Raw genomic sequence first — 18,730 nt, forward strand, 5'->3', positions numbered from 1 at the left:
TCATGGACGTGGTCGAGAACGCCGAACAAAGCCGTTTCGAACTATCGCTCGACGGCGGCACTGCGCTCGTCGCCTATCGCCGCGACGGCGAGCGACTTGTGCTGATCCACACCGAAGTGCCCGCTGAACTCTCAGGGCAGGGTGTCGGCTCGAAGCTGGCGAAGGGCGTCTTCGAACTGCTGCGGGCGAGCAAGCGCAAGGCCGTGGTCCGCTGCGAATTCCTCAAGGGCTGGATCGCGAAGCACCCCGAATATAACGACGTCGTCGACGGCTGAGCCGACGGATCAAGAAGCCTTGCGGCCGCCTCGGCGTGCCGGCTGCTTCTTGCGTCCGTAGAGCTCCAGCCGATGGCGCACGAGCTCATAGCCGAGCTCGGCCGCGATCCGCCGCTGCAATTCCTCGATCGCATCCGAGGAGAACTCGATGACCTCGCCCGAATCGACATCGATCAGGTGGTCATGATGCTCCTGGTCGGCATGCTCGTAGCGCGAGATGCCGTCCTCGAAGGCATGGCGCTCGATCGCGCCCTGCGATTCCAGCACCTTCATCGTCCGATAGACGGTCGAGAGCGACAGGGTCGGGTCATGCGCGAAAGCGCGGGTGAATATCCCCTTCGCATCGGGATGGTCGTCGGCTTCCGCCAGCACGCGCAGGATCAGCCGCCGCTGCTGCGTCATGCGCAGCCCGGCCCCCTTCAACTGGCTCTCGAAAACGGCAATGCGCCGGTCGGTTTCGCTCATGCCTTGCCATAGCAATGCCGACCGCCAATTGCAAAACCGACAAGAAGAAAATCATTCTCATTTGCATTAATCATGCAAATGAGTTTCAATAGTAATAGACTCGCTTGCTGCCGACCGTTCCACTCCCTCACGCAGTTGGTGGGCAGCAGTCCCCGCTACCTCTTCAGGTCGGCTGCAATCTCCGCGACGAGCTCATAGGAGCGCTTGCGCTTCTCGTGATCGAAGATCGGCGCCGTGATCATGATTTCATCGGCTCTGGTCTCGCGCACGAAGGCCCCGAGCGAACGCTTCAGCGTTTCCGGCGAGCCGATGAAGGCATAGCGCAGCATCCCGGAGACATGCGCCTTCTCGGCCGGCGACCAGTACTGCTCGATATCCTCGATCGGCGGCTGGAGCTTGCCGCGCGCGCCCCGGACCATGCCAACGAAGCGCTGCTGCAGCGAGGTCGCGAGATGGCGTGCCTCCTCGTCCGTCTCCGCCGCCACGACATTGATGCCCGGCATCGCATGGGGCGTCGCGAGCTGCTCGGACGGCTTGAAACGCTCGCGATAGACCGCGAGCGCCTGCATCAGCGCATCCGGTGCGAAATGGGAGGCGAAGCTGTAGGGCAGCCCGAGCTCGGCGGCGAGCTGCGCCCCGAACAGGCTCGATCCGAGAATCCAGAGCGGGACCTCAAGCCCTTCGCCCGGCACGGCGCGGATCGCCTGGTTAGGCCCTGCCGGCGCGAACAGCGCCTGCAATTCGAGCACGTCCTGCGGGAAGCTGTCCGATGACATCGGGCTCCGACGCAGGGCCCTCAGCGTGAGCTGATCGGTGCCGGGCGCGCGGCCGAGACCAAGATCGATGCGCCCCGGAAACAGAGCCTCCAGCGTGCCGAACTGCTCGGCGATGACGAGCGGGGAATGGTTCGGCAGCATGATGCCGCCGGCGCCGACCCGGATTGTGCTGCTCGCGGCCGCGAGCTGGCCGATGACGACCGAGGTCGCGGCGCTGGCGATGCCGACCATGTTGTGATGCTCGGCCACCCAGTAGCGGGTGTAGCCGAGCCGCTCGGCATGGCGGATCAGGTCGATGGATTTCTTGAGCGCCTCGCGCGGCCCCTCCCCTTCGACGACGGGAACGAGATCGAGGACGGAGATCGCGACCATGACGGCCCCTGCTGGCTGGCGCCGGAAGGAGGCCGGCGGGGAAGGCTTGGGCTTCACCAGATGGGAAGGCTGGGTCGCCCGGTCCAGAGGGCGGCCCGCTTCGTCATGGCGCGCCTGCGCTGACGTTCTGGCGGAACGGGCTCGGCCCTGCCGCGTTGATCGCAGGAACCAGCCATGCCGAAGGGAACGACCATGACCGCCACCGCCAACCCTGCCAAGGAAAGCCTGCGCAAGGAGCAGAAGGAGCAGCGCCGGGCCGCGCGCGAGCACGGCAAGGACGCCGAGCTCAATCGCGCGCTGAAGGACACCTTCCCGGCCAGCGACCCCGTCGCGGCCCAGACGCCAATCAAGCCCGGCGCCAAGGCGAAGAAACCGGCCTGAGGCTCAATCGCGCTGGTGGAGCAGGCGGGCGCGAATCGTGCCGTCGAGCGCGCGAATATCCTTGAGGATGTCCCGCGCCACGGCGCTCGAGACGCCGTCCGCCTCCATCACGACATAGCCAACCTCGCCGTCGGTCTGGTAGTTCTGGGCGGCGATGTTGACCTGCCGGCTGGCGAAGACGTCGTTGAGCCGCCGCAGCATGCCCGGCACGTTGCGCTGGACATGGATGAAGCGCGTGCCGATGGCGCGGGCCGGCAACTGGACCTGCGGGAAATTGACCGCGCCCACCGTCGAGCCGACATCGGAGTAATCGACGAGCTTGCGCGCGACCTCGGCGCCGATGCGCTCCTGCGCTTCCTCGGTCGAGCCGCCGATATGCGGGGTGAGGATCACGTTCGAGAGCCCCTGCAGCGGCGTGACGAAACGCTCGGCATTGGAAGCTGGCTCGACCGGGAAGACGTCGACCGCAGCGCCTGCCAGATGGCCGCTCTTCAGCGCCGCCGCGACCGCATCCAGATCGACGACGGTACCGCGCGAATTGTTGATGAGATAGGCGCCCTTCTTCATCTTGGCGACCTGCGCCACGCCGATCATGCCCGCGGTCTGCGGCGTCTCCGGCACGTGCAGCGAGACGATGTCGGCCGCGCCGAGCAGGGCGTTCAGGCTCTTCGTCGGCTCGGTGTTGCCGTGCCGCAGCCGGTCGGTGTGATCATGATAGATCACACGCATGCCCATCGCCTCGGCCAGCGTCGAAAGCTGGCTGCCGATATTGCCGTAGCCGATGATGCCGAGCGTCTTGCCGCGCACCTCGAAGGAGCCGTTGGCCGACTTGTCCCAGCCGCCGTCATGGGCGGAGCGGGAGCGGTCGGGAATCCGGCGCAACAGCATGACGATCTCGCCGATGGTGAGTTCGGCAACGCTGCGCGTGTTCGAGAAGGGCGCATTGAAGACCGGCACGCCGCGCAACCGCGCCGCGTCGAGATGGACCTGGTTCGTCCCCACCGAGAAGCAGCCGACGGCGAAGAGCCGGTCGGCTCCGGCGAAGATCTCCGGCGTGAGCTGGGTGCGCGAGCGGATACCGAGGACGTGGACGCCCTGGATCGCCTTGAGCAGGCCCTCGCGGTCGAGCGCCTTCGGCAGCCGTTCCAGATTGCTGTAGCCGGCTTGCTGCAGCAGTTCGACGGCGGAATCGTTGATACCTTCCAGCAGCAGGACCTTGATGCGGTCCTTCGGAAGGGAAAGGCGTTCGCTGGGGCTGGTCATGACGGCGCGCTCTTGGAGGAGCGGTTGCTATAGTCCCCGCAGCGTCAGAGGCCAACGCCCTGGACGCAACGCTATCGCGAAAAACGTCGCGACGGATGCAAAAACCTCATGGCGCGCGTCAAGCCTTCTCGACGACGAGCGTCGAGCCCTCGACCCGCACCACCTTGATCTCGGTTCCCGCCAGCAATTCCGGACCGACGATCCGCCAGGACGAATCGCCGACACGCACCCGTCCCTCGCCGCCGGTCATCGTGGCCTCAAGCCGGAAAACCCGGCCGATCAGCTGGCGGCCGCGGTCGTTGAGCCCGGTCGCCGCGTCCGGCTCCTCGCCCTTCCGGCGCGTCAGCAGGCGCCCCGCAAGCACGCTTGCCGCGGCGAGCACGGCGAAGGCCAGCATCGCCGCCTGCCAGCCGATACCGAACAGTCCGACGATCACGCCGGTGAGAAGGGCGGCAAGACCCAGCCAGATCAGGAAGATGCCGGGCGCCAGCATCTCTCCGCCGACCAGCACGAGCCCGAGAATGGCCCAGCTCCAGCCGCCCAGATTCACGAACCAGTCGAGCATGGCAGCCTCCGGTCAGGCGCCCGGACGGCCGGAGGATGGCACCGAGCCAGCTCCATTACGGCGCTGCGCAGCCGCATCCTCGCCGAACACCGCCTTGGTGAGCTGTGCGATGCCGCCGACCGTGCCGGCCAGCGAGGCGGCCTCGATCGGCACGATCACGACCTTGCTGTTATGGCTCGACGCGATCGCCTTCAAAGCGTCGGTATAGCGTTCGGCGATCAGGAAGTTGGCGGCCTGGATATCGCCGCGGCTGATCGCCTCCGAGACCATGGCGGTCGCGGTTGCTTCGGCCTGCGCCAGCCTTTCGCGCGCCTCGGCGTCGCGCAGCGCCGATTCCTTGCGGCCCTCAGCGGCGAGGATCTGCGACTGCTTCTGACCCTCGGCCTTGAGGATCTCGGCCTGGCGCAGGCCTTCCGCTTCGAGGATCGCGGCGCGCTTCTCGCGCTCGGCTTTCATCTGCCGGTTCATCGCGCCGGCGATATCGGCCGGCGGCAGGATGTCCCGGATCTCGATGCGCGTGACCTTGACGCCCCAGGGCGAGGCGGCGGCATCCATCACCCGCAGCAGCCGCTCGTTGATCTCGTCGCGATGCGACAGCAACTGGTCGAGGTCCATCGAGCCGACGACGGTGCGGATATTGGTCATGGTCAGGACCATCAGCGCGTCGTTGAGCGACGACACCTCGTAGCAGGCCTTGGCGGCGTCGAGCACCTGGTAGAAGGCGGCCGCGTCGATGCGCACGCCGGCATTGTCCTTGGTGATCGCCTCCTGCGAGGGAATGTCGAGCACCTGCTCCATGACATTCACCTTGTGGCCGATGCGATCGATATAGGGCACGATCAGCCCGAGGCCCGCGCTCAGCGTCCGCGAATAGCGCCCGAAACGCTCGACGGTGTAGTTGTAGCCTTGCGGAACGGTGCGGACGCCGCGCGCGATCGTCAGGATGACCAGCGCCACGATGACGATCACGGCGATGTTGAAGCCCGACAGTTCCATCTCGTCCCCCAGCGACGCCGATGCGCCATCCTGCTATGCAGGCGTCAAACTGGCGGTTGCGGCGGCCGGATGCAAGCCGCGCCGGCAACGGTGAGTCGCCCATGGCGCCTCACCGTCGAAATCGGCGTCAGCTCTGTGTCGCGTCGGTATCGCAGCGCGCCAGCATGCGCGAGGCCGCGGTCACGCCCGCGAGCGAGAAGGTATAGCTGGTGACGTTGCCGCGCAGCGAGCGCGCTTCGAGCGTCATGCTGCTCCCGCCCCGCATCGCCGCGAGCAGCGCCGGCTCGCGCTCCAGCCGTTCGAGCCAGGCATTGCTGCCCTCGGTCAGCATGCGGAAGCTGTCATCGCCGATCGTGACCGTGACCACCGAGTTCCGGGCGAAGTCGTAACCCGTCTGGAAGCTCGATTCCGTATCGGTAGCCTTTTCGCCGGTCTGCACGAAGAAGAAAACGTCGCCGTGACGCAAATTGGATGGCTCTTCGGACGAAGGCTTGCTCATGATGAAGCAGCGCGCCAGATCGCCCTTCGCGTAAGTGGCTGCGTTCCAGTCGCCGAACTGGCCCAAGGATTTCGGGCTCGCCGCCTCTACGCCCGTGCTCGCCAGAATGGCGAGGCAGGCGGCCGAAAGCGCTGTCTTGAACATGGTCTCATCTCCTCTCATCGCGACCCAATTGGAAAGAAGAGTGTTACCGAGGCGTAAACATGACCCTAACAATCCGTGCGTCGATCCGGCGCAGGACGATTGCCATTCCGGGCTTCGCGTAGCGAAGAAACCGGAATCTGCGACCGGGTGAGGCATTCGACGCCTCGTTGCGAACCCCAAAACGACGATGCCCGGCGCGGGGCCGGGCATCGGGAGGTATCAGGGCGGTAATGCCTCAGGCGAACTGGCCGTGGCAGTGCTTGAACTTCTTGCCCGAGCCGCAGGGACAGGGCTCGTTGCGGCCGACCTTGCCCCAGCTTTCGGGATCATCCGGGTTGCGGTCGAGCACCGCGACATCGGCATCCGTCGCGGCAAACTGCACGCCGCCGCCACTATAATCCCCGAAGCCCGAGCCGGCGCCGTCCTGCACCTGGCCCGGCGCCTGATCCTCGGGCTGGTCGAAACGCACCTCGATGCGCGAGAGATGGCCGGTGACCTGCTGGCGCAGATGCCCGATCAGCCCGTCGAACAGCTCGAAGGCCTCCTGCTTGTATTCCTGCAGCGGGTCGCGCTGGGCAAGACCACGCCAGCCGATCACCTGGCGCAGGTGGTCGAGCGTGACCAGATGCTCACGCCAGAGATGGTCGAGCGACTGCAGCAGCACCTGCTTCTCGACATAGGTCATGACCTCTTCGGTGTTGCGCTCGATGCGACCGGCATAATCCTCGTCGGCGAGCTTGCGGATGCGCTCGCGGATCTCGCTGTCGGCGATGCCTTCTTCCTTGGTCCACTCCTCGATCGGGAGATCGAGGTTGAGGTGCTGGATCACCTCCTGCTTGAGGCCGGCGCTGTCCCACTGCTCGGGATAGGCCTCCTCCGGGATATGGCGGGCGACGACATCCTCGACCACGCCATGGCGCATGTCGTCGATCGTCTCGCGCACGCTCGCCTGGCGCATGAAGTCGCGACGCTGCTCGAACACGACCTTGCGCTGGTCGTTCATGACGTCGTCGTATTTCAGGATGTTCTTGCGGATGTCGAAGTTGCGCGCCTCGACCTTGCCCTGGGCCTTCTCGACCGCCTTGTTGATCCAGGGGTGGACGATCGCCTCGTCCTCCTTGAGGCCGAGCTTGGTCAGCATGCCGTCCATCCGGTCGGAACCGAAGATGCGCATCAGATCGTCCTGCAGCGACAGGAAGAATTTCGAACGGCCGGGGTCGCCCTGGCGGCCGGCGCGGCCGCGCAGCTGGTTGTCGATGCGCCGGCTCTCGTGGCGCTCGGTGCCGACGATGTAGAGCCCGCCCGACTTGAGCACGCGCTGCTTGAATTCGGCGACCTCGGCGCGGATGGCGGCGGCCTTCGCGTCGCGCTCCGGACCTTCCTCCAGGCCGGCGAGATCATGGGAGATCCGCATCTCGGCATTGCCGCCGAGCTGGATGTCGGTGCCGCGGCCGGCCATGTTGGTGGCGATGGTGATCGCGCCGGGCACGCCGGCCTGCGCGACGATATAGGCTTCCTGCTCGTGGAAGCGGGCGTTCAGCACGGCGAAGGCCTTGACCGTCTTGCCTTCGCGAGCCGCGGCATAGACCGGCTCCAGCGCCGTCGGATCGGTGAAGTCGAGAAGTTTGTAGCCCTCCTTCTCCAGCATCTCGGCGATGAGCTCCGAGCGCTCGATCGAGGTCGTGCCGACCAGCAGCGGCTGGCCGTTGGCCTGCGCGGCCTGGATCTCGCGGATGACGCCGCGCACCTTCTCCTCGAAGGTGCGGTAGACCTCGTCGTCCTCGTCCTTGCGGGAGATCGGGACGTTGGTCGGGATCTCGACAACCTCGAGCTTGTAGATCTGGAAGAATTCGTCGGCCTCGGTCGCCGCCGTGCCGGTCATGCCGGCAAGCTTGGCGTAGAGGCGAAAATAGTTCTGGAAGGTGATCGAGGCCAGCGTCGCGTTCTCGGGCTGGACGGTGACGTGCTCCTTGGCTTCCAGCGCCTGGTGCAGGCCTTCCGAATAGCGCCGGCCCGGCATCATGCGGCCGGTGAACTCGTCGATGATCACGACCTCGTCGTTGCGGACGATATAGTCCTTGTCGCGCGTGAACAGCGAATGGGCGCGCAATGCCTGGTTGACGTGATGGACCAGCGTGACGTTATGCGCGTCGTAGAGATCGCCCTCGGTCAGGATGCCGACCTCGCGCAGCAGCTCCTCGATATGATCGTTGCCGGCCTCGGTCAGCGCCACCGTGCGCTGCTTCTCGTCGACCTCGTAGTCGGCCGGGACGAGACTCGGCAGGACCTTGTCGATCGAGACGTAGAGGTCCGACTTGTCGTCGAGCGGGCCGGAGATGATCAGCGGCGTGCGGGCTTCGTCGACCAGGATCGAATCGACCTCGTCGACGATCGCGAAATGGTGGCCGCGCTGGCTCATCTGCGCGACGTCGTATTTCATGTTGTCGCGCAGGTAGTCGAAGCCGAACTCGTTGTTCGTGCCGTAGGTGATGTCGCAGGCATAGGCGCGCTGACGCTCCTCGTCATCGAGGCCGTGCACGATGATGCCGACGGTCAGGCCGAGGAAGTTGTAGAGCTTCGCCATCCACTCGGCGTCGCGCCGGGCGAGGTAGTCGTTGACGGTGACGACGTGGACGCCCTTGCCTTCGAGCGCGTTGAGATAGGTCGGCAGCGTCGCGACCAGCGTCTTGCCTTCGCCGGTCTTCATCTCGGCGATGGCGCCCTCGTGCAGCACCATGCCGCCGACGAGCTGGACGTCGTAGGGCCGCTGGCCGAGCACGCGCTTGGCCGCCTCGCGCACCGTGGCGAAGGCGGGCACCAGCAGATCATCGAGCTTCTTGCCGGCGGCGATCTGCTGCTTGAACTCCTCGGTACGCGCCTTGAGCGCCTCGTCGCTCAGCGCGGCGACCTCTGTCTCCAGCGCGTTGATCGCGGCGACGCGGGGCTGGTAGCCCTTGACGCGGCGGTCGTTCGACGAGCCGAAGAGTTTCTTTGCGAGCGCGCCAAGCATGTTGGGCCTTTCAGGTGATGCTTCAAGCTTCCGCTCGGCGCGTAGCGTTGTCGCGCGCGAACCGAAAGCTCGGGTATTCTCGAATTGCGACCGCGTGTTTAGACGCGAGCGCGGGCAGGGTCCAGCGTGCGTTTCGTCCTATTGGCAGCGAAACGGCAAGTGAATTCGGCTCCGGATGTGGGGTTTTTTCGCTCCGCTTCCAAGAGCCTGCACTTCAGATCATCCGCCGCTGCGGCATCGGGGGCAGCGCAAAGCTGCGTGATCGGCCGGCGCAATCGCTTGAACCGCCTTGCCTTTGCCGCGTTCATCGGGCAGTGCAGCCGCCAAACCGCCTCGGTTTCCGACGAAAGGCCGTCATTCATGAACTCAGCCCGTTTCATCGCCGTCCTCGGTTTCACGCTGCTGGCGGCACCGGCCTTCGCCCAGGCGGACAAGGTCGTCGCCAAGGTCGATGGCATCGCCATTACCGAAAAGGACGTCCAGCTCGCGACCGAGGATCTCGGCGAGCGGCTCGCCCAGCTCCCCGAGGAGCGCAAGCGCGACGAGGTCGTGAACTATCTCGTCGACCTCAAGCTCGGCGCCAGGGCCGCGGCCGAGGCCAAGATCGGCGATACCCCCGATTTCGCCGCCCGCCTCGCCTATTACCGCGAGAAGGTGCTGCTCGACGAATACCTGACGCGCGAAGGCAAGAAGGCCGTCACGGCCGATGCCGCGAAGAAGCTCTTCGACGACACCACCAAGGCGATGACCCCCGAGGAGGAGGCCCATGCCCGCCACATCCTCGTCGAGGACGAGGCGCAGGCCAAGGCTGCGGTCGAGCGGCTGAAGAAGGGCGAGGATTTCGCCAAGGTCGCGGCCGAGCTCTCCAAGGACCCGGGCTCCGGCAAGGAGGGCGGCGATCTCGGCTGGTTCACCAAGGATCGCATGGTGCCGGAATTCGCCGAAGCCGCCTTCAAGCTGAAGAAGGGCGAGATTTCCGAGCCGGTGAAGAGCCAGTTCGGCTGGCACGTCATCAAGCTCGAGGACAAGCGCTCGAAGCCGCTGCCGGATTTCGCCGCCGTGAAGCCGCAGATCGACCAGTATCTCGAGCGCAAGGCCCAGCAGGATCTCGTCCTCGCCATGCGCGAGAAGGCCAAGGTCGAGCGCCTCGACAAGCCGGCGGCGCCGGCGACCCCTGCTCCGGACGCCGCCAAGCCGGCCGAGCCGAAGAAGAACTGATTTGCCCATGCCGGCCGCTACGCGGCCGGCATGGTCTTTAAGCATTCAGCCGCATTTGATGCCGCATTTGACCACGGGCCTGCCATCTGGCCCGATTTCGACCCAGCATTGCCAGGTGCACCCCTTCGGCAGAACGTCCTTGTTCTCTTTGCCGAGAACGCCGACGGCGTGGCCTATGGCTTCTTCCAGTTTCTTCTGTGCTCGTGCGATCTCGGGCGTCAGCAAAGTATCCGACATGTCGCCTCCCTAAGCATGCCTTTCATGCAACTTAAAGTTGCAATATTAATAAGAAGGTTGCAACTGCTATTTGATTCGCCTGCCGCTCTTGTTTTCTGACGATCTCTACGGCAGATCAGCCTCCTCATTTGGAGGAAGCCCGATGGCCGGCAAGGATGTCCCCGTTTCCCCGCTCGCGCCGAAGCGCCAGCCCAAGGTTCCAGCCGTGCCGGGCGTGCGCTTCGCCACCGCCGAGGCCGGCATCCGCTACAAGGGTCGCCAGGACGTCTGGTTCGCGCTGCTCGACCAGGGCACGCAGGTCGCCGGCGTCTTCACCCGCTCGAAATGCCCCTCCGCCCCGGTCGACTGGTGCCGCGAGAACCTGAAACAGGGCTCGGCACGCGCCGTCGTCGTCAATTCCGGCAATGCCAACGCCTTCACCGGGTTGAAAGGCCGTGATGCCGTCAAGCTCACCGCCGAGATCGCCGCCAAGGCCGCCGGCTGCAAGCCTGAAGAAGTCTTCATCGCCTCCACCGGCGTGATCGGTGAGCCGCTCGACGCGACCAAATTCAAGGGCGTGCTCGACGACTGCGCCAAACGTGCCACCGACGGGCCTTGGATCGACGCCGCCCGCGCGATCATGACCACCGACACTTTCCCGAAGGCGCTGACCCGCAAGGCCAAGATCGACGGCAAGGACGTGGTCATCGCCGGCATCGCCAAGGGCGCCGGGATGATCGCGCCGGACATGGCGACGATGCTCTCCTTCGTCTTCACCGACGCGCCGATCGCCGCACCCGTGCTGCAGGCCCTGCTCTCCAAGGGCGTGAAGGGCTCGTTCAACGCGGTCACCGTCGACAGCGATACCTCGACATCGGACACGCTCATGCTGTTCGCCACCGGCAAGGCGGCCGCGCGCGGCGTGCCGGCGATCACCGAGATCAACGACAACAGGCTCTCCGGCTTCAAGCGCGCGCTGAATTCGATCCTGCTCGAACTCTCCCATCTCGTCTGCAAGGACGGTGAAGGTGCGCGGAAATTCGTCGAGGTGCGCGTCACCGGCGCGGCCTCCGCCCGCTCGGCCAAGCGCGTCGCGCTCTCGATCGCCAATTCGCCGCTGGTCAAGACCGCCATCGCCGGCGAGGACGCCAATTGGGGCCGCGTCGTCATGGCCGTCGGCAAGGCCGGCGAACCGGCCGACCGTGACAGGCTCGATATCGGCTTCGGCGATATCGTCGTGGCCAGGCAGGGGGCGCGTGCTGCTTCTTATGATGAGCACGCGGTATCCGAGTATATGAAGGGCGACACGATCGTCATCACCGCCGATCTCGGCATCGGGCGCGGCAAGGCCACGGTCTGGACCTGCGACCTCACCAAGGCCTATGTCGAGATCAATGGCGACTACCGCTCCTGAGGCTGCGCCGGCTCAGGAGCCCGGGCGCGGCTTCATCGCCTTCAACCTGCTGACCTGCTCCCTGCTGTGGGGGTCGAGCTATCTGTTCATCAAGCTGATGAGCGGGGACGTCTCGGCTCTCACCATCGCAGCCAGCCGCGGCATCCTCGGCGCGGTCTCGCTGTCGCTCTGGAGCCTGTGGCGCGGGCGCAATCCGCTGCCGCGCAAGGCGGAGATCCTGCCCTGGATCTTCCTCGGCACCACCAATGGCTGGCTGCCGAACGTGCTGGTCGCCTATGCGCTGACGCAGCTCGCCAGCGGTCCGGCAGCGATGATCCAGGCGGCGGGACCTCTCGTCGTCGCACTCATCGCTCATTTCGCCTTCTCGGAGGAGAGGCTGATCCGGCGTCGGCTCGGCGGCATCCTGCTCGGCATGGCCGGCGTCGCTCTGCTGATCGGGCCGCGCCTGTTCGAGGGCGGCGGCACCGCGCTCAGCGTCTTGGCGATGATCGGGGCGACGCTGAGCTATGCATCCGCCAACATCTATGTCCGGACGGTTCCCTCCGCGACCGGCGACCCGGCCCGGCTGGCGCTGGGCCAGCAGATGCTCTCCGGCGCGATCGCGACGACGCTGACGCTCGCGATCCTCGGACCGGCGGCCTTTCTGCCGCTCGGCAACCACCTGCCGGCGATGCTGATGCTCGGGGTCGTCGCCACGGCCATTCCGGTGACGGTGTTCATGCGGCTGATCCGGGCCGCGGGCCCGACCCGGGCGGCGATGACCGGCTATCTCGTCCCGACCGTGGCGGTGATCCTCGGCGTCGTCGTCCTGCACGAGGCGCTGGAGTTGCGGCAGGTCCTCGGCGGCGGCATCATCCTGGCCGGCGTCTTCCTCGTCACGACGGCGCCACGCAGGGTGGGGACGTCATGAAGATCGGGATTTTCGCGGCGGCCGCCCTGGCCGGCGCCGTCATGGCAGGCTGCCAGGCCACGCGCCAACCGGCGACGATGGCCTTTTCGGCAGAGGAAGCGGCCTTCATCAACAAGCCGGGCAACGGCGTCATCACCGGTCACGCCTTCCGCACCAAGCCGAGCGGGGCAGTGGTCAATGCGGCCGGCGAAGTCGTCCGCCTGATCCCGGCCACGGCTTTCACGCGCGAGCGCTTCGCCAATCTCTACGGCAAGCGGAAATACATCCCTCACAGCGCCTATCCGCGCGACGACGAGGTCGACCCGGCCTATGCGCGGTACACCCGCACGACCAAGGCGGAGTCCAACGGCCGCTTCGTCTTCGAGAAGGTCGCGCCGGGAACCTACTTCCTCACCACGCAGGTGATCTGGGGAGACGAGGCCGCCTTTTCGCGCGAGGGCGGCTCGGTCTATGACAGCGTCACGCTGACGGGCAAGGAAACCGAGCCCGTCCAGGTCATCCTCTCCGGCAACTGAGTTCTCCTGTGAAGCTGCTCCTCGTCGTCGCCTGCGCTCTGATCGATGCCGATAACCGTGTGCTCGTCACCCAGCGGCCCGAAGGCAAGGCGCTGGCGGGCCTGTGGGAGTTTCCCGGCGGCAAGCTGGAGCCCGGCGAGCGGCCGGAACCGGCCCTGATCCGCGAGCTCTCCGAGGAACTCGGCATCACCGTGAAGGAGAACTGCCTCGCACCGCTGACCTTCGCGAGCTATGCCTATCCCGAATTCCATCTGCTGATGCCGCTCTATATCTGCCGGCGCTGGGAGGGTACGGCCATGTCCCGCGAAGGCCAGGCTCTGAAATGGGTCCGGCCCGGCAAGTTGCGCGATCTGGCCATGCCGCCGGCCGACGAGCCATTGATCCCGCCGCTGATCGACCTGCTCGGCGCCTGAAGCTCAATGCACGGCCGGCAGGCCGAGCGCCTCCCAGCTTTCCCTCGGGATCGGCTCGCCGACATGGAAGGCGAAGGCCGTGACGCGCTTCAGATCGGCCGAGACGGTGCAGGCGAAGCGCAGGCCGTACCAGCTCCGCTTGCTGCGAAAGGCCGCGCCCTCCGCCGTCAGGACCCGGCCTGAGAGCTTCGTGCCCGCCTGCGCATAGGCGGTGACCCGGTCCGGCTCGAAGCTGCGCTGCCAGTCATGGATCTGGCCCATCGCTTCCAGGCCGCAGAGCTGTTCGACGCGCTCGTCCGGTGCGAGCCGCGGCAGCAGCGCGACGGTCTCGCGGCTGCGCGGATCGGCCAGAACCCGCTGCGACAGCATGCGCGGCGGATGGATCATGCCGTCTGCTTCGACCGGAGCAGGCGAGGCATTTGGAGCAGGCTCATCCGGCTTCGGGAGAGCGTCCGGCAGCACCGGTGCTGCCGGGGCGGGAATGGCAACGATCGGCGGCCGCCTGGGTCGGGTCAGCGCTTCGAACTCCTCGGGAGTCTGCAACTCGACCTCGATGCTTTGCTCGGTGACCGGCGCCAGATCGAAGCTCTGAACCGCGAAAGCAGCCAGCCACGCGAGGAGCCCCGCATGCAGGATCACGGCGACCGGCAGGCCGGGAGCGGGCATCGAGGGCCGTGCCGGGAGCGCGACCTCCATGGCTCAGACCGCGGCCCTGTCGCGGGCAGACACCGCCGATCGCGCTATTCTCGTCATCCGGCCTTGTGCCCCTGCTCCCCTGTCGGGCAACAGCGACGATCAAGCCGGCATTTCTGTGATCTCGGGCAATGGCTCGGCCACGGCCTCATTCTGCCCGAGCTGGAAGCGCTCGAAACGCTGCAGTTCTTCCTCGATCGCCATCTTCAGCGCCGGCGCCTCGCAGCCTTCGAGCCAGGTCCATTGCTGCATCAGGAGCTTGCCGGCTGCCCGATCGGTCTTCAGATCGAGCACCGCGACGACCCGTTCCCCCGCCAGCACCGGCAGGCCGAAATAGCCATAGGCGCGCTTCTCCTTCGGCAGATAGGCCTCGAAGACATGGGCATAGTCGAGGAGGAGCTTCGCCCGCTTGCGCTGGATCATCAGCGGATCGAAGGGCGAGAGGATATGGATCAGCGTTTCGTCCGGCGCAGCAAGCGGTTCCAGCGCGGCCGGAGCGGCCCAGTGCTGCGTCTTGCCGGCACCTTCCACGGCGACCGGAACGAGGTCCCGGCGCTTGACGCGGGCGGCGATCAGTTCGGCCACGACCTTCTTCGAGGGCGCATCGAGATGGCAGATCGAATCGAGGCTGACCAGCCCCTGCGCCCGGAGCGCCCGGTCGAGCAGATAGGCCGTGATCTGCCGCTCGCTCGCCGGAGTCGGCTTCTTCTCCCACTGGAAATGCCGGTCGAACAGTTCATAGGTCTTGACCATGCCGGCTCGCGCCGAAATCGCGAGCTCGCCATCGTAGAAAGCCCGTTCCAGCAGCCCCTTGGACGGCTTCTTGCTGGCCCAGAGATGCGCCTTCTCGATCAGGTCCTCCTCGATATCGCGGATCGACAGCGCGCCGTCCTTGCGGATGCGGCGGAGCAGCTTGCGCGTCTCCTCGCGGGCGCCGACCGCCGACCAGCGCTTCGGCTCCTCGCGATGCGCCTTCATCGCCGGCAGGAAATAACGGATGTCACGGGTGGGCACGTAGGCCAGCGCATGCGTCCAGTACTCGAAGACGCTCTTCCCGACCGATTGCAGATGGGCGAGATCGGCCCGGCGATAGGCGGGGATGCGGGCATAGAGGATGTGATGGTGGCAGCGCTCGATCACGTTGATCGTGTCGATCTGGACATAGCCGAGATGCTCGATCGCGGCGCACGCGGCGTCCGGCCCGGCCCCGAAAGGGTCGCGCCGGTCGAGCCGCTGGGCATGAAGCCAGAGGCGGCGGGCCTGTTCGACAGGAAGGGAGATCGGCTTGCGGGATCGCGGAGGCATGGGAAGCAGGCTAGCTGCACCCGCACCATTCGGTAAGAGCCCGAGGGCTTGGCAGCTGACAGCCACTGGCGGGAGCGTCGCGGATGAAGCTGCGGGCTGGATAGGCGCTCAGTCCATAGGCTTGCTGCTCAGGCAAAGGCGGACGCCACCAGAGCTGTTGCCGGCTATGGCGCGACGATCAGCGCCCAGTAGACCTGATATTTCGAGCCGGGCGCATAGGCCGTGGCGATGCCCATGCGCTTGGCCTTCGCGTCCTTCATGACGCGATCATGCTGGGGCGAATCCCGCCAGCCCGAGAAGGCCTCGGCGAGACGGCGGTAGCCGGCCGAGAGATTGGCTTCGGCTCCGGCCTGGCCTTCCCGCGCGAGGCGCGCCTTGACCGCATCGGCCTGTGCCGGCTTGTCCGATCCGGCCATGACGGTCGCTTCGCGCTGGGCGGCCTCGACGAGGGCCGGGTCGAGCGTCAGCGCGCCGAGGCCCGCATTGAGGCGGTAGGCCGAGATCATCGCCCGCGCCTGCTCGGTATCGACACGGGCCGAGGCCGAGCCGAGATCGCGATAGAAGGCCGGTTGGCCCTGGCGCTGCGGCTCGGCGCAGCCGGCGACGCCGAGGAGAGCAAGCGCGCCGGCAAGCGCCGCCGGGCAGGTCATCGCGCGCGAAGTCGCGATGTGGCGCAGAAAGCTGGGCATCCGATCATTCCTTGCTGTCGTCCTTGGCGGGCTCGGGCGCGGGAGCAGGCGTGGCAGCCTCGGCCTCCTCGTCCTCGGGCTCCTCCGCCACTACCGGCTTGCGCGAGCGGCGCACCGGAGCGGGCGCTTCCCGTTTCGCGCGGCTGCGCGGACCATCTCCCCGGCCGACCGCCGCGGCGATGCTGCCAAGCGAGTGCTCGACGCCCTCGAGACCGCGCACCATCAATTCGGGCACGGAGGCGGCCGGCTCCATCTCGGCAAGGCGCTTGTGGATCGCGAAGTTCAGGTCGCTGTTGACCCGGCCGGTGATCTCGACATCGCCGACCACGCAGACGAGCTCGAAATCCATCGTCGTGGTGCCCAACTTCTTGAACATCACGGCCGGCGGCGGCTTCTGCATGACATCGCCATGGTTCGACGCAACCTCGGACAGCATCGCCCGCACCTGGCCGGCATCCAGCGAGCGCGGCACGGTGAGCGCGATCAGCACGCGCCCGGTCCGGTCGTTGCGGACGCGGTTGCGCACCACGCCGGAGATCAGGTTCGAGTTCGGGACGATCACGGTCGCCCGGTCGAAGGTCGCGATCTCCGTCGAGCGGACATTGATGCGCTTGACGATGCCCTCGACGTCGCCGACCAGCACCTGATCGCCGACCCGGATCGGCCGCTCCCAGAGCAGGATCAGGCCCGAAACGAAATTCGACACCACCGATTGCAGGCCGAAACCGATACCGACCGAAAGCGCCGACGCCACCAGCGTCAAGCGCTCCAGACTGAGGCCGACAGCCGTGACGGTGATCGCCGCAGCCGCGATATAGCCGATATAGCCGGACGCCGTGGTGATCGAGTTGCGCAGGCCCGGATCGAGCGTGGTCGTCGGCAGGAACTGGTTCTCGAGCCAGCGCTGCATCGCCCGCGTCGCACCGATGCCCATCGCGAACACGATCGCGCCGACGACGATCGTCGAAAGCGAGACCGTGACGCCGCCGACCTGGAAGCCGAAGAAGGCGGCGCGCAACGAAACGAGGAAATCGCTCGATTCCAACCCCCAGGGCGCCAGGACGAGCAGCACCGTCACCGCGATCAGCAGCAGCTTCAGCACGCCGACGCTGACGACCGAGATCTTGTCGAGCGTGGCGGCGCGCAGGCCCATGCCCGCCTTCAGCGTCAGGGCGAAGCGGCCCTTGCCGCTGAGTAGGCGCGGAATGCCGAGGTCGATGAACTGGAAGACCAGCAGGAACAGGCAGGCGACGATGCCGACCCAGAGCGCCTGCTCGGCCAGGAAGGCGGCGAAGATGACATAGCCGCCGAGCGCTGCCGCGATGATGCCGAAGCCGATGATCCAGCCGAGAATGCGTACCGGCCCCAGGCTCGCGCCATCGACGGGGACGTAAGGACCGAGGCAGGCTTCCTGCTCGACGTCGTCATCGTCGCGAATCCGGTAGAGCCCGGCAATCAGGGCGAGCGCGAACAGGATGGCGAAGAACGCCTTGACGATGATCGAGACGGCCAGACCGGCGGCGATGGCCTGCAGCCAGGCCTCGAAGACCTTGCCGATGGACATGACGGCCGCAAGCGAACCGGCGATCCAGACGACGCTGCGCGCCGTCGTATCCATCACCTTGACGAGGCGCCGCTGCGGGCTCGACGGCGCGAACAGCGCGTCGGCCAGCGCCTGCACGAAAGCGAAGAAGGCCAGGCCCACGACGACCGCCCAGATCACCGGCTGGATGCGGGGCGGCAAAAGCCCGGTCGTGTTCAGGGCCTTGTAGATCAGCCAGCTCGCCAGCACCGGGGGCGCCGCGCCGGCGATGATATGAGCGAGCGCGATATAGAGGCAGTGCAGGTTGCCGGTGTCCTGCGTGTTGCTGAAGCGCGCCTTGAAGCGCGGCAGATAGCGCGCCCGCGCCAGATAGAGCAGGAGAGCGCCCATCAGGGCGAGCGCGACCACGGTGCCGCGCGTGCCGGAAAAGGCATCGCTCACGCCCTCCAGCCAGCCGCCGAAGATATAGCCGGAGGCGCGCAGGTCTTCCGGCGCCGTCGCGATCGCGTTGCCCCAGACCTCGGGGTTCGCCACGGAAGGGCCGGCGGCGAACAGCTGCTTTGCGAAGATGTCCCGGCGCTTGTCGCCGATGCTGCTCTGCAATTGCTCGGCCTGGAGCAGCGAGGCCCTGGCGATCTTCAGCGTCTCGTCGGCGTCGGCATAGGCCTTGGCGCGCGCCTCGCGGTCCCGGACGATCTCGGCGCTCTCGGCCGGGGCACTCGCCTCCGGCTTGGGGCCGAGCTGGTCGAGCCTGAGCTTGGCCTGGTCGACCTTCGGCGTCTGCTCGTCGACGATCAGGCGCAGCTGGTCGAGCGAGGGTTGCAGCCGCAGGCGCTGCCGCTGCAATTCGGCGTCGCTCGGATCGGGCGAGGCCAGCGTCGCCTCGATCTGGGCGAGATCCGCGCGAACGATGTCCAGCCGGGCGCGAAGGCTGCCCGGCTCCGCCGGCGCCTGCGCGAAGGACGGGCCCGCCACAGAGAGCGTCAAGACCAGAAGAACGAGGCAAGTCGTCAGCAGGCCTTGCAGAGCCCTGAACGATGCGTGCGCCATCTGCGCTGCCATGGTGGT

The 18,730-nt window shown here is 66.6% G+C and carries 19 protein-coding genes; 7 read left to right on the forward strand and 12 right to left on the reverse strand.

The genetic code is table 11. From position 1 onward, the window contains the following. Positions 1–2: 2 nt before the first annotated feature. A complete protein-coding gene (locus FHT98_RS10920) occupies positions 3–275 on the forward strand; it encodes a GNAT family N-acetyltransferase (RefSeq protein WP_061965891.1) in 273 nt (90 codons plus the stop codon). A 9-nt stretch (positions 276–284) separates the two neighbouring features. Here the strand turns inward: FHT98_RS10920 and FHT98_RS10925 are convergent, their stop codons facing one another. Both FHT98_RS10925 and FHT98_RS10930 read right to left on the reverse strand, forming a co-directional pair. After that, positions 285–740, reverse strand: a complete 456-nt coding sequence (locus FHT98_RS10925) for a Fur family transcriptional regulator (protein ID WP_142114032.1) — start codon at positions 738–740, stop codon at positions 285–287. Between the two features lie 155 nt (positions 741–895). After that, a complete protein-coding gene (locus FHT98_RS10930; protein ID WP_142114033.1) occupies positions 896–1,888 on the reverse strand; it encodes an LLM class flavin-dependent oxidoreductase in 993 nt (330 codons plus the stop codon). Between the two features lie 174 nt (positions 1,889–2,062). Between FHT98_RS10930 and FHT98_RS10935 the strand changes: the two genes are divergently transcribed. Then, positions 2,063–2,269 (forward strand): hypothetical protein, encoded by a 207-nt coding sequence (locus FHT98_RS10935; protein ID WP_142114034.1) that lies wholly within the window; start codon positions 2,063–2,065, stop codon positions 2,267–2,269. A 3-nt stretch (positions 2,270–2,272) separates the two neighbouring features. On the opposite strand, the gene serA is transcribed toward FHT98_RS10935, so the two are convergent. The 5 genes from serA to secA form a co-directional block, all read right to left on the reverse strand. Further along, the gene (serA, locus tag FHT98_RS10940; protein ID WP_142114035.1) at positions 2,273–3,532 is read right to left on the reverse strand and encodes a phosphoglycerate dehydrogenase; all 1,260 of its coding nucleotides are present in this window, start codon (positions 3,530–3,532) and stop codon (positions 2,273–2,275) included. Positions 3,533–3,650: 118 nt separating this feature from the next. Beyond that, positions 3,651–4,097 (reverse strand): NfeD family protein, encoded by a 447-nt coding sequence (locus FHT98_RS10945; protein ID WP_061965881.1) that lies wholly within the window; start codon positions 4,095–4,097, stop codon positions 3,651–3,653. Positions 4,098–4,109: 12 nt separating this feature from the next. Continuing rightward, positions 4,110–5,093, reverse strand: coding sequence for an SPFH domain-containing protein (locus FHT98_RS10950; RefSeq protein WP_142114036.1), 984 nt, complete (start codon positions 5,091–5,093; stop codon positions 4,110–4,112). 127 nt (positions 5,094–5,220) lie between these two features. Continuing rightward, complete coding sequence (locus FHT98_RS10955; RefSeq protein WP_061965877.1) at positions 5,221–5,736, reverse strand: invasion associated locus B family protein; 516 nt, start codon at positions 5,734–5,736, stop codon at positions 5,221–5,223. A gap of 235 nt (positions 5,737–5,971) precedes the next feature. Further along, complete coding sequence (gene secA, locus FHT98_RS10960) at positions 5,972–8,746, reverse strand: preprotein translocase subunit SecA (protein WP_142114037.1); 2,775 nt, start codon at positions 8,744–8,746, stop codon at positions 5,972–5,974. 360 nt (positions 8,747–9,106) lie between these two features. Between secA and FHT98_RS10965 the strand changes: the two genes are divergently transcribed. Then, a complete protein-coding gene (locus FHT98_RS10965; protein ID WP_061965873.1) occupies positions 9,107–9,964 on the forward strand; it encodes a peptidylprolyl isomerase in 858 nt (285 codons plus the stop codon). 45 nt (positions 9,965–10,009) lie between these two features. On the opposite strand, the gene FHT98_RS10970 is transcribed toward FHT98_RS10965, so the two are convergent. Next, the gene (locus tag FHT98_RS10970; RefSeq protein ID WP_091861682.1) at positions 10,010–10,201 is read right to left on the reverse strand and encodes a hypothetical protein; all 192 of its coding nucleotides are present in this window, start codon (positions 10,199–10,201) and stop codon (positions 10,010–10,012) included. A 142-nt stretch (positions 10,202–10,343) separates the two neighbouring features. Between FHT98_RS10970 and argJ the strand changes: the two genes are divergently transcribed. The 4 genes from argJ to mutT are packed head-to-tail and all read left to right on the forward strand — an operon-like array spanning position 10,344 to position 13,432. Continuing rightward, positions 10,344–11,594 carry a bifunctional glutamate N-acetyltransferase/amino-acid acetyltransferase ArgJ gene (gene argJ, locus FHT98_RS10975; RefSeq protein WP_142114038.1) on the forward strand — a complete coding sequence of 417 codons (1,251 nt, stop codon included), beginning with the start codon at positions 10,344–10,346 and terminating at the stop codon, positions 11,592–11,594. Further along, a complete protein-coding gene (locus FHT98_RS10980; protein WP_185745128.1) occupies positions 11,575–12,504 on the forward strand; it encodes a DMT family transporter in 930 nt (309 codons plus the stop codon). Before argJ ends, FHT98_RS10980 begins: the two co-directional genes overlap by 20 nt. After that, positions 12,501–13,019, forward strand: a complete 519-nt coding sequence (locus FHT98_RS10985; protein WP_142114040.1) for a peptidase associated/transthyretin-like domain-containing protein — start codon at positions 12,501–12,503, stop codon at positions 13,017–13,019. The genes FHT98_RS10980 and FHT98_RS10985 overlap by 4 nt, the downstream gene beginning before the upstream one ends. Then, positions 13,016–13,432 (forward strand): 8-oxo-dGTP diphosphatase MutT, encoded by a 417-nt coding sequence (mutT, locus tag FHT98_RS10990; protein ID WP_061965863.1) that lies wholly within the window; start codon positions 13,016–13,018, stop codon positions 13,430–13,432. The genes FHT98_RS10985 and mutT overlap by 4 nt, the downstream gene beginning before the upstream one ends. Positions 13,433–13,435: 3 nt before the next feature. Here mutT and FHT98_RS26455 read toward each other — a convergent pair whose 3' ends face one another. The 4 genes from FHT98_RS26455 to FHT98_RS11010 form a co-directional block, all read right to left on the reverse strand. Further along, positions 13,436–14,128, reverse strand: coding sequence for a DUF930 domain-containing protein (locus tag FHT98_RS26455; protein WP_248309198.1), 693 nt, complete (start codon positions 14,126–14,128; stop codon positions 13,436–13,438). 99 nt (positions 14,129–14,227) lie between these two features. Next, positions 14,228–15,430, reverse strand: coding sequence for a winged helix-turn-helix domain-containing protein (locus FHT98_RS11000; protein WP_142114041.1), 1,203 nt, complete (start codon positions 15,428–15,430; stop codon positions 14,228–14,230). Between the two features lie 164 nt (positions 15,431–15,594). Continuing rightward, complete coding sequence (locus FHT98_RS11005; protein ID WP_244492739.1) at positions 15,595–16,119, reverse strand: CAP domain-containing protein; 525 nt, start codon at positions 16,117–16,119, stop codon at positions 15,595–15,597. Positions 16,120–16,123: 4 nt separating this feature from the next. Beyond that, on the reverse strand, positions 16,124–18,712 hold the full coding sequence (locus FHT98_RS11010) for a DUF3772 domain-containing protein (RefSeq protein WP_142114042.1): 2,589 nt from the start codon (positions 18,710–18,712) through the stop codon (positions 16,124–16,126). Positions 18,713–18,730 lie beyond the last annotated feature (18 nt).

The sequence above is a fragment of the Allobosea sp. AK1 genome (assembly GCF_006714945.1).
GTDB classification, from domain to species: domain Bacteria; phylum Pseudomonadota; class Alphaproteobacteria; order Rhizobiales; family Beijerinckiaceae; genus Allobosea; species Allobosea robiniae.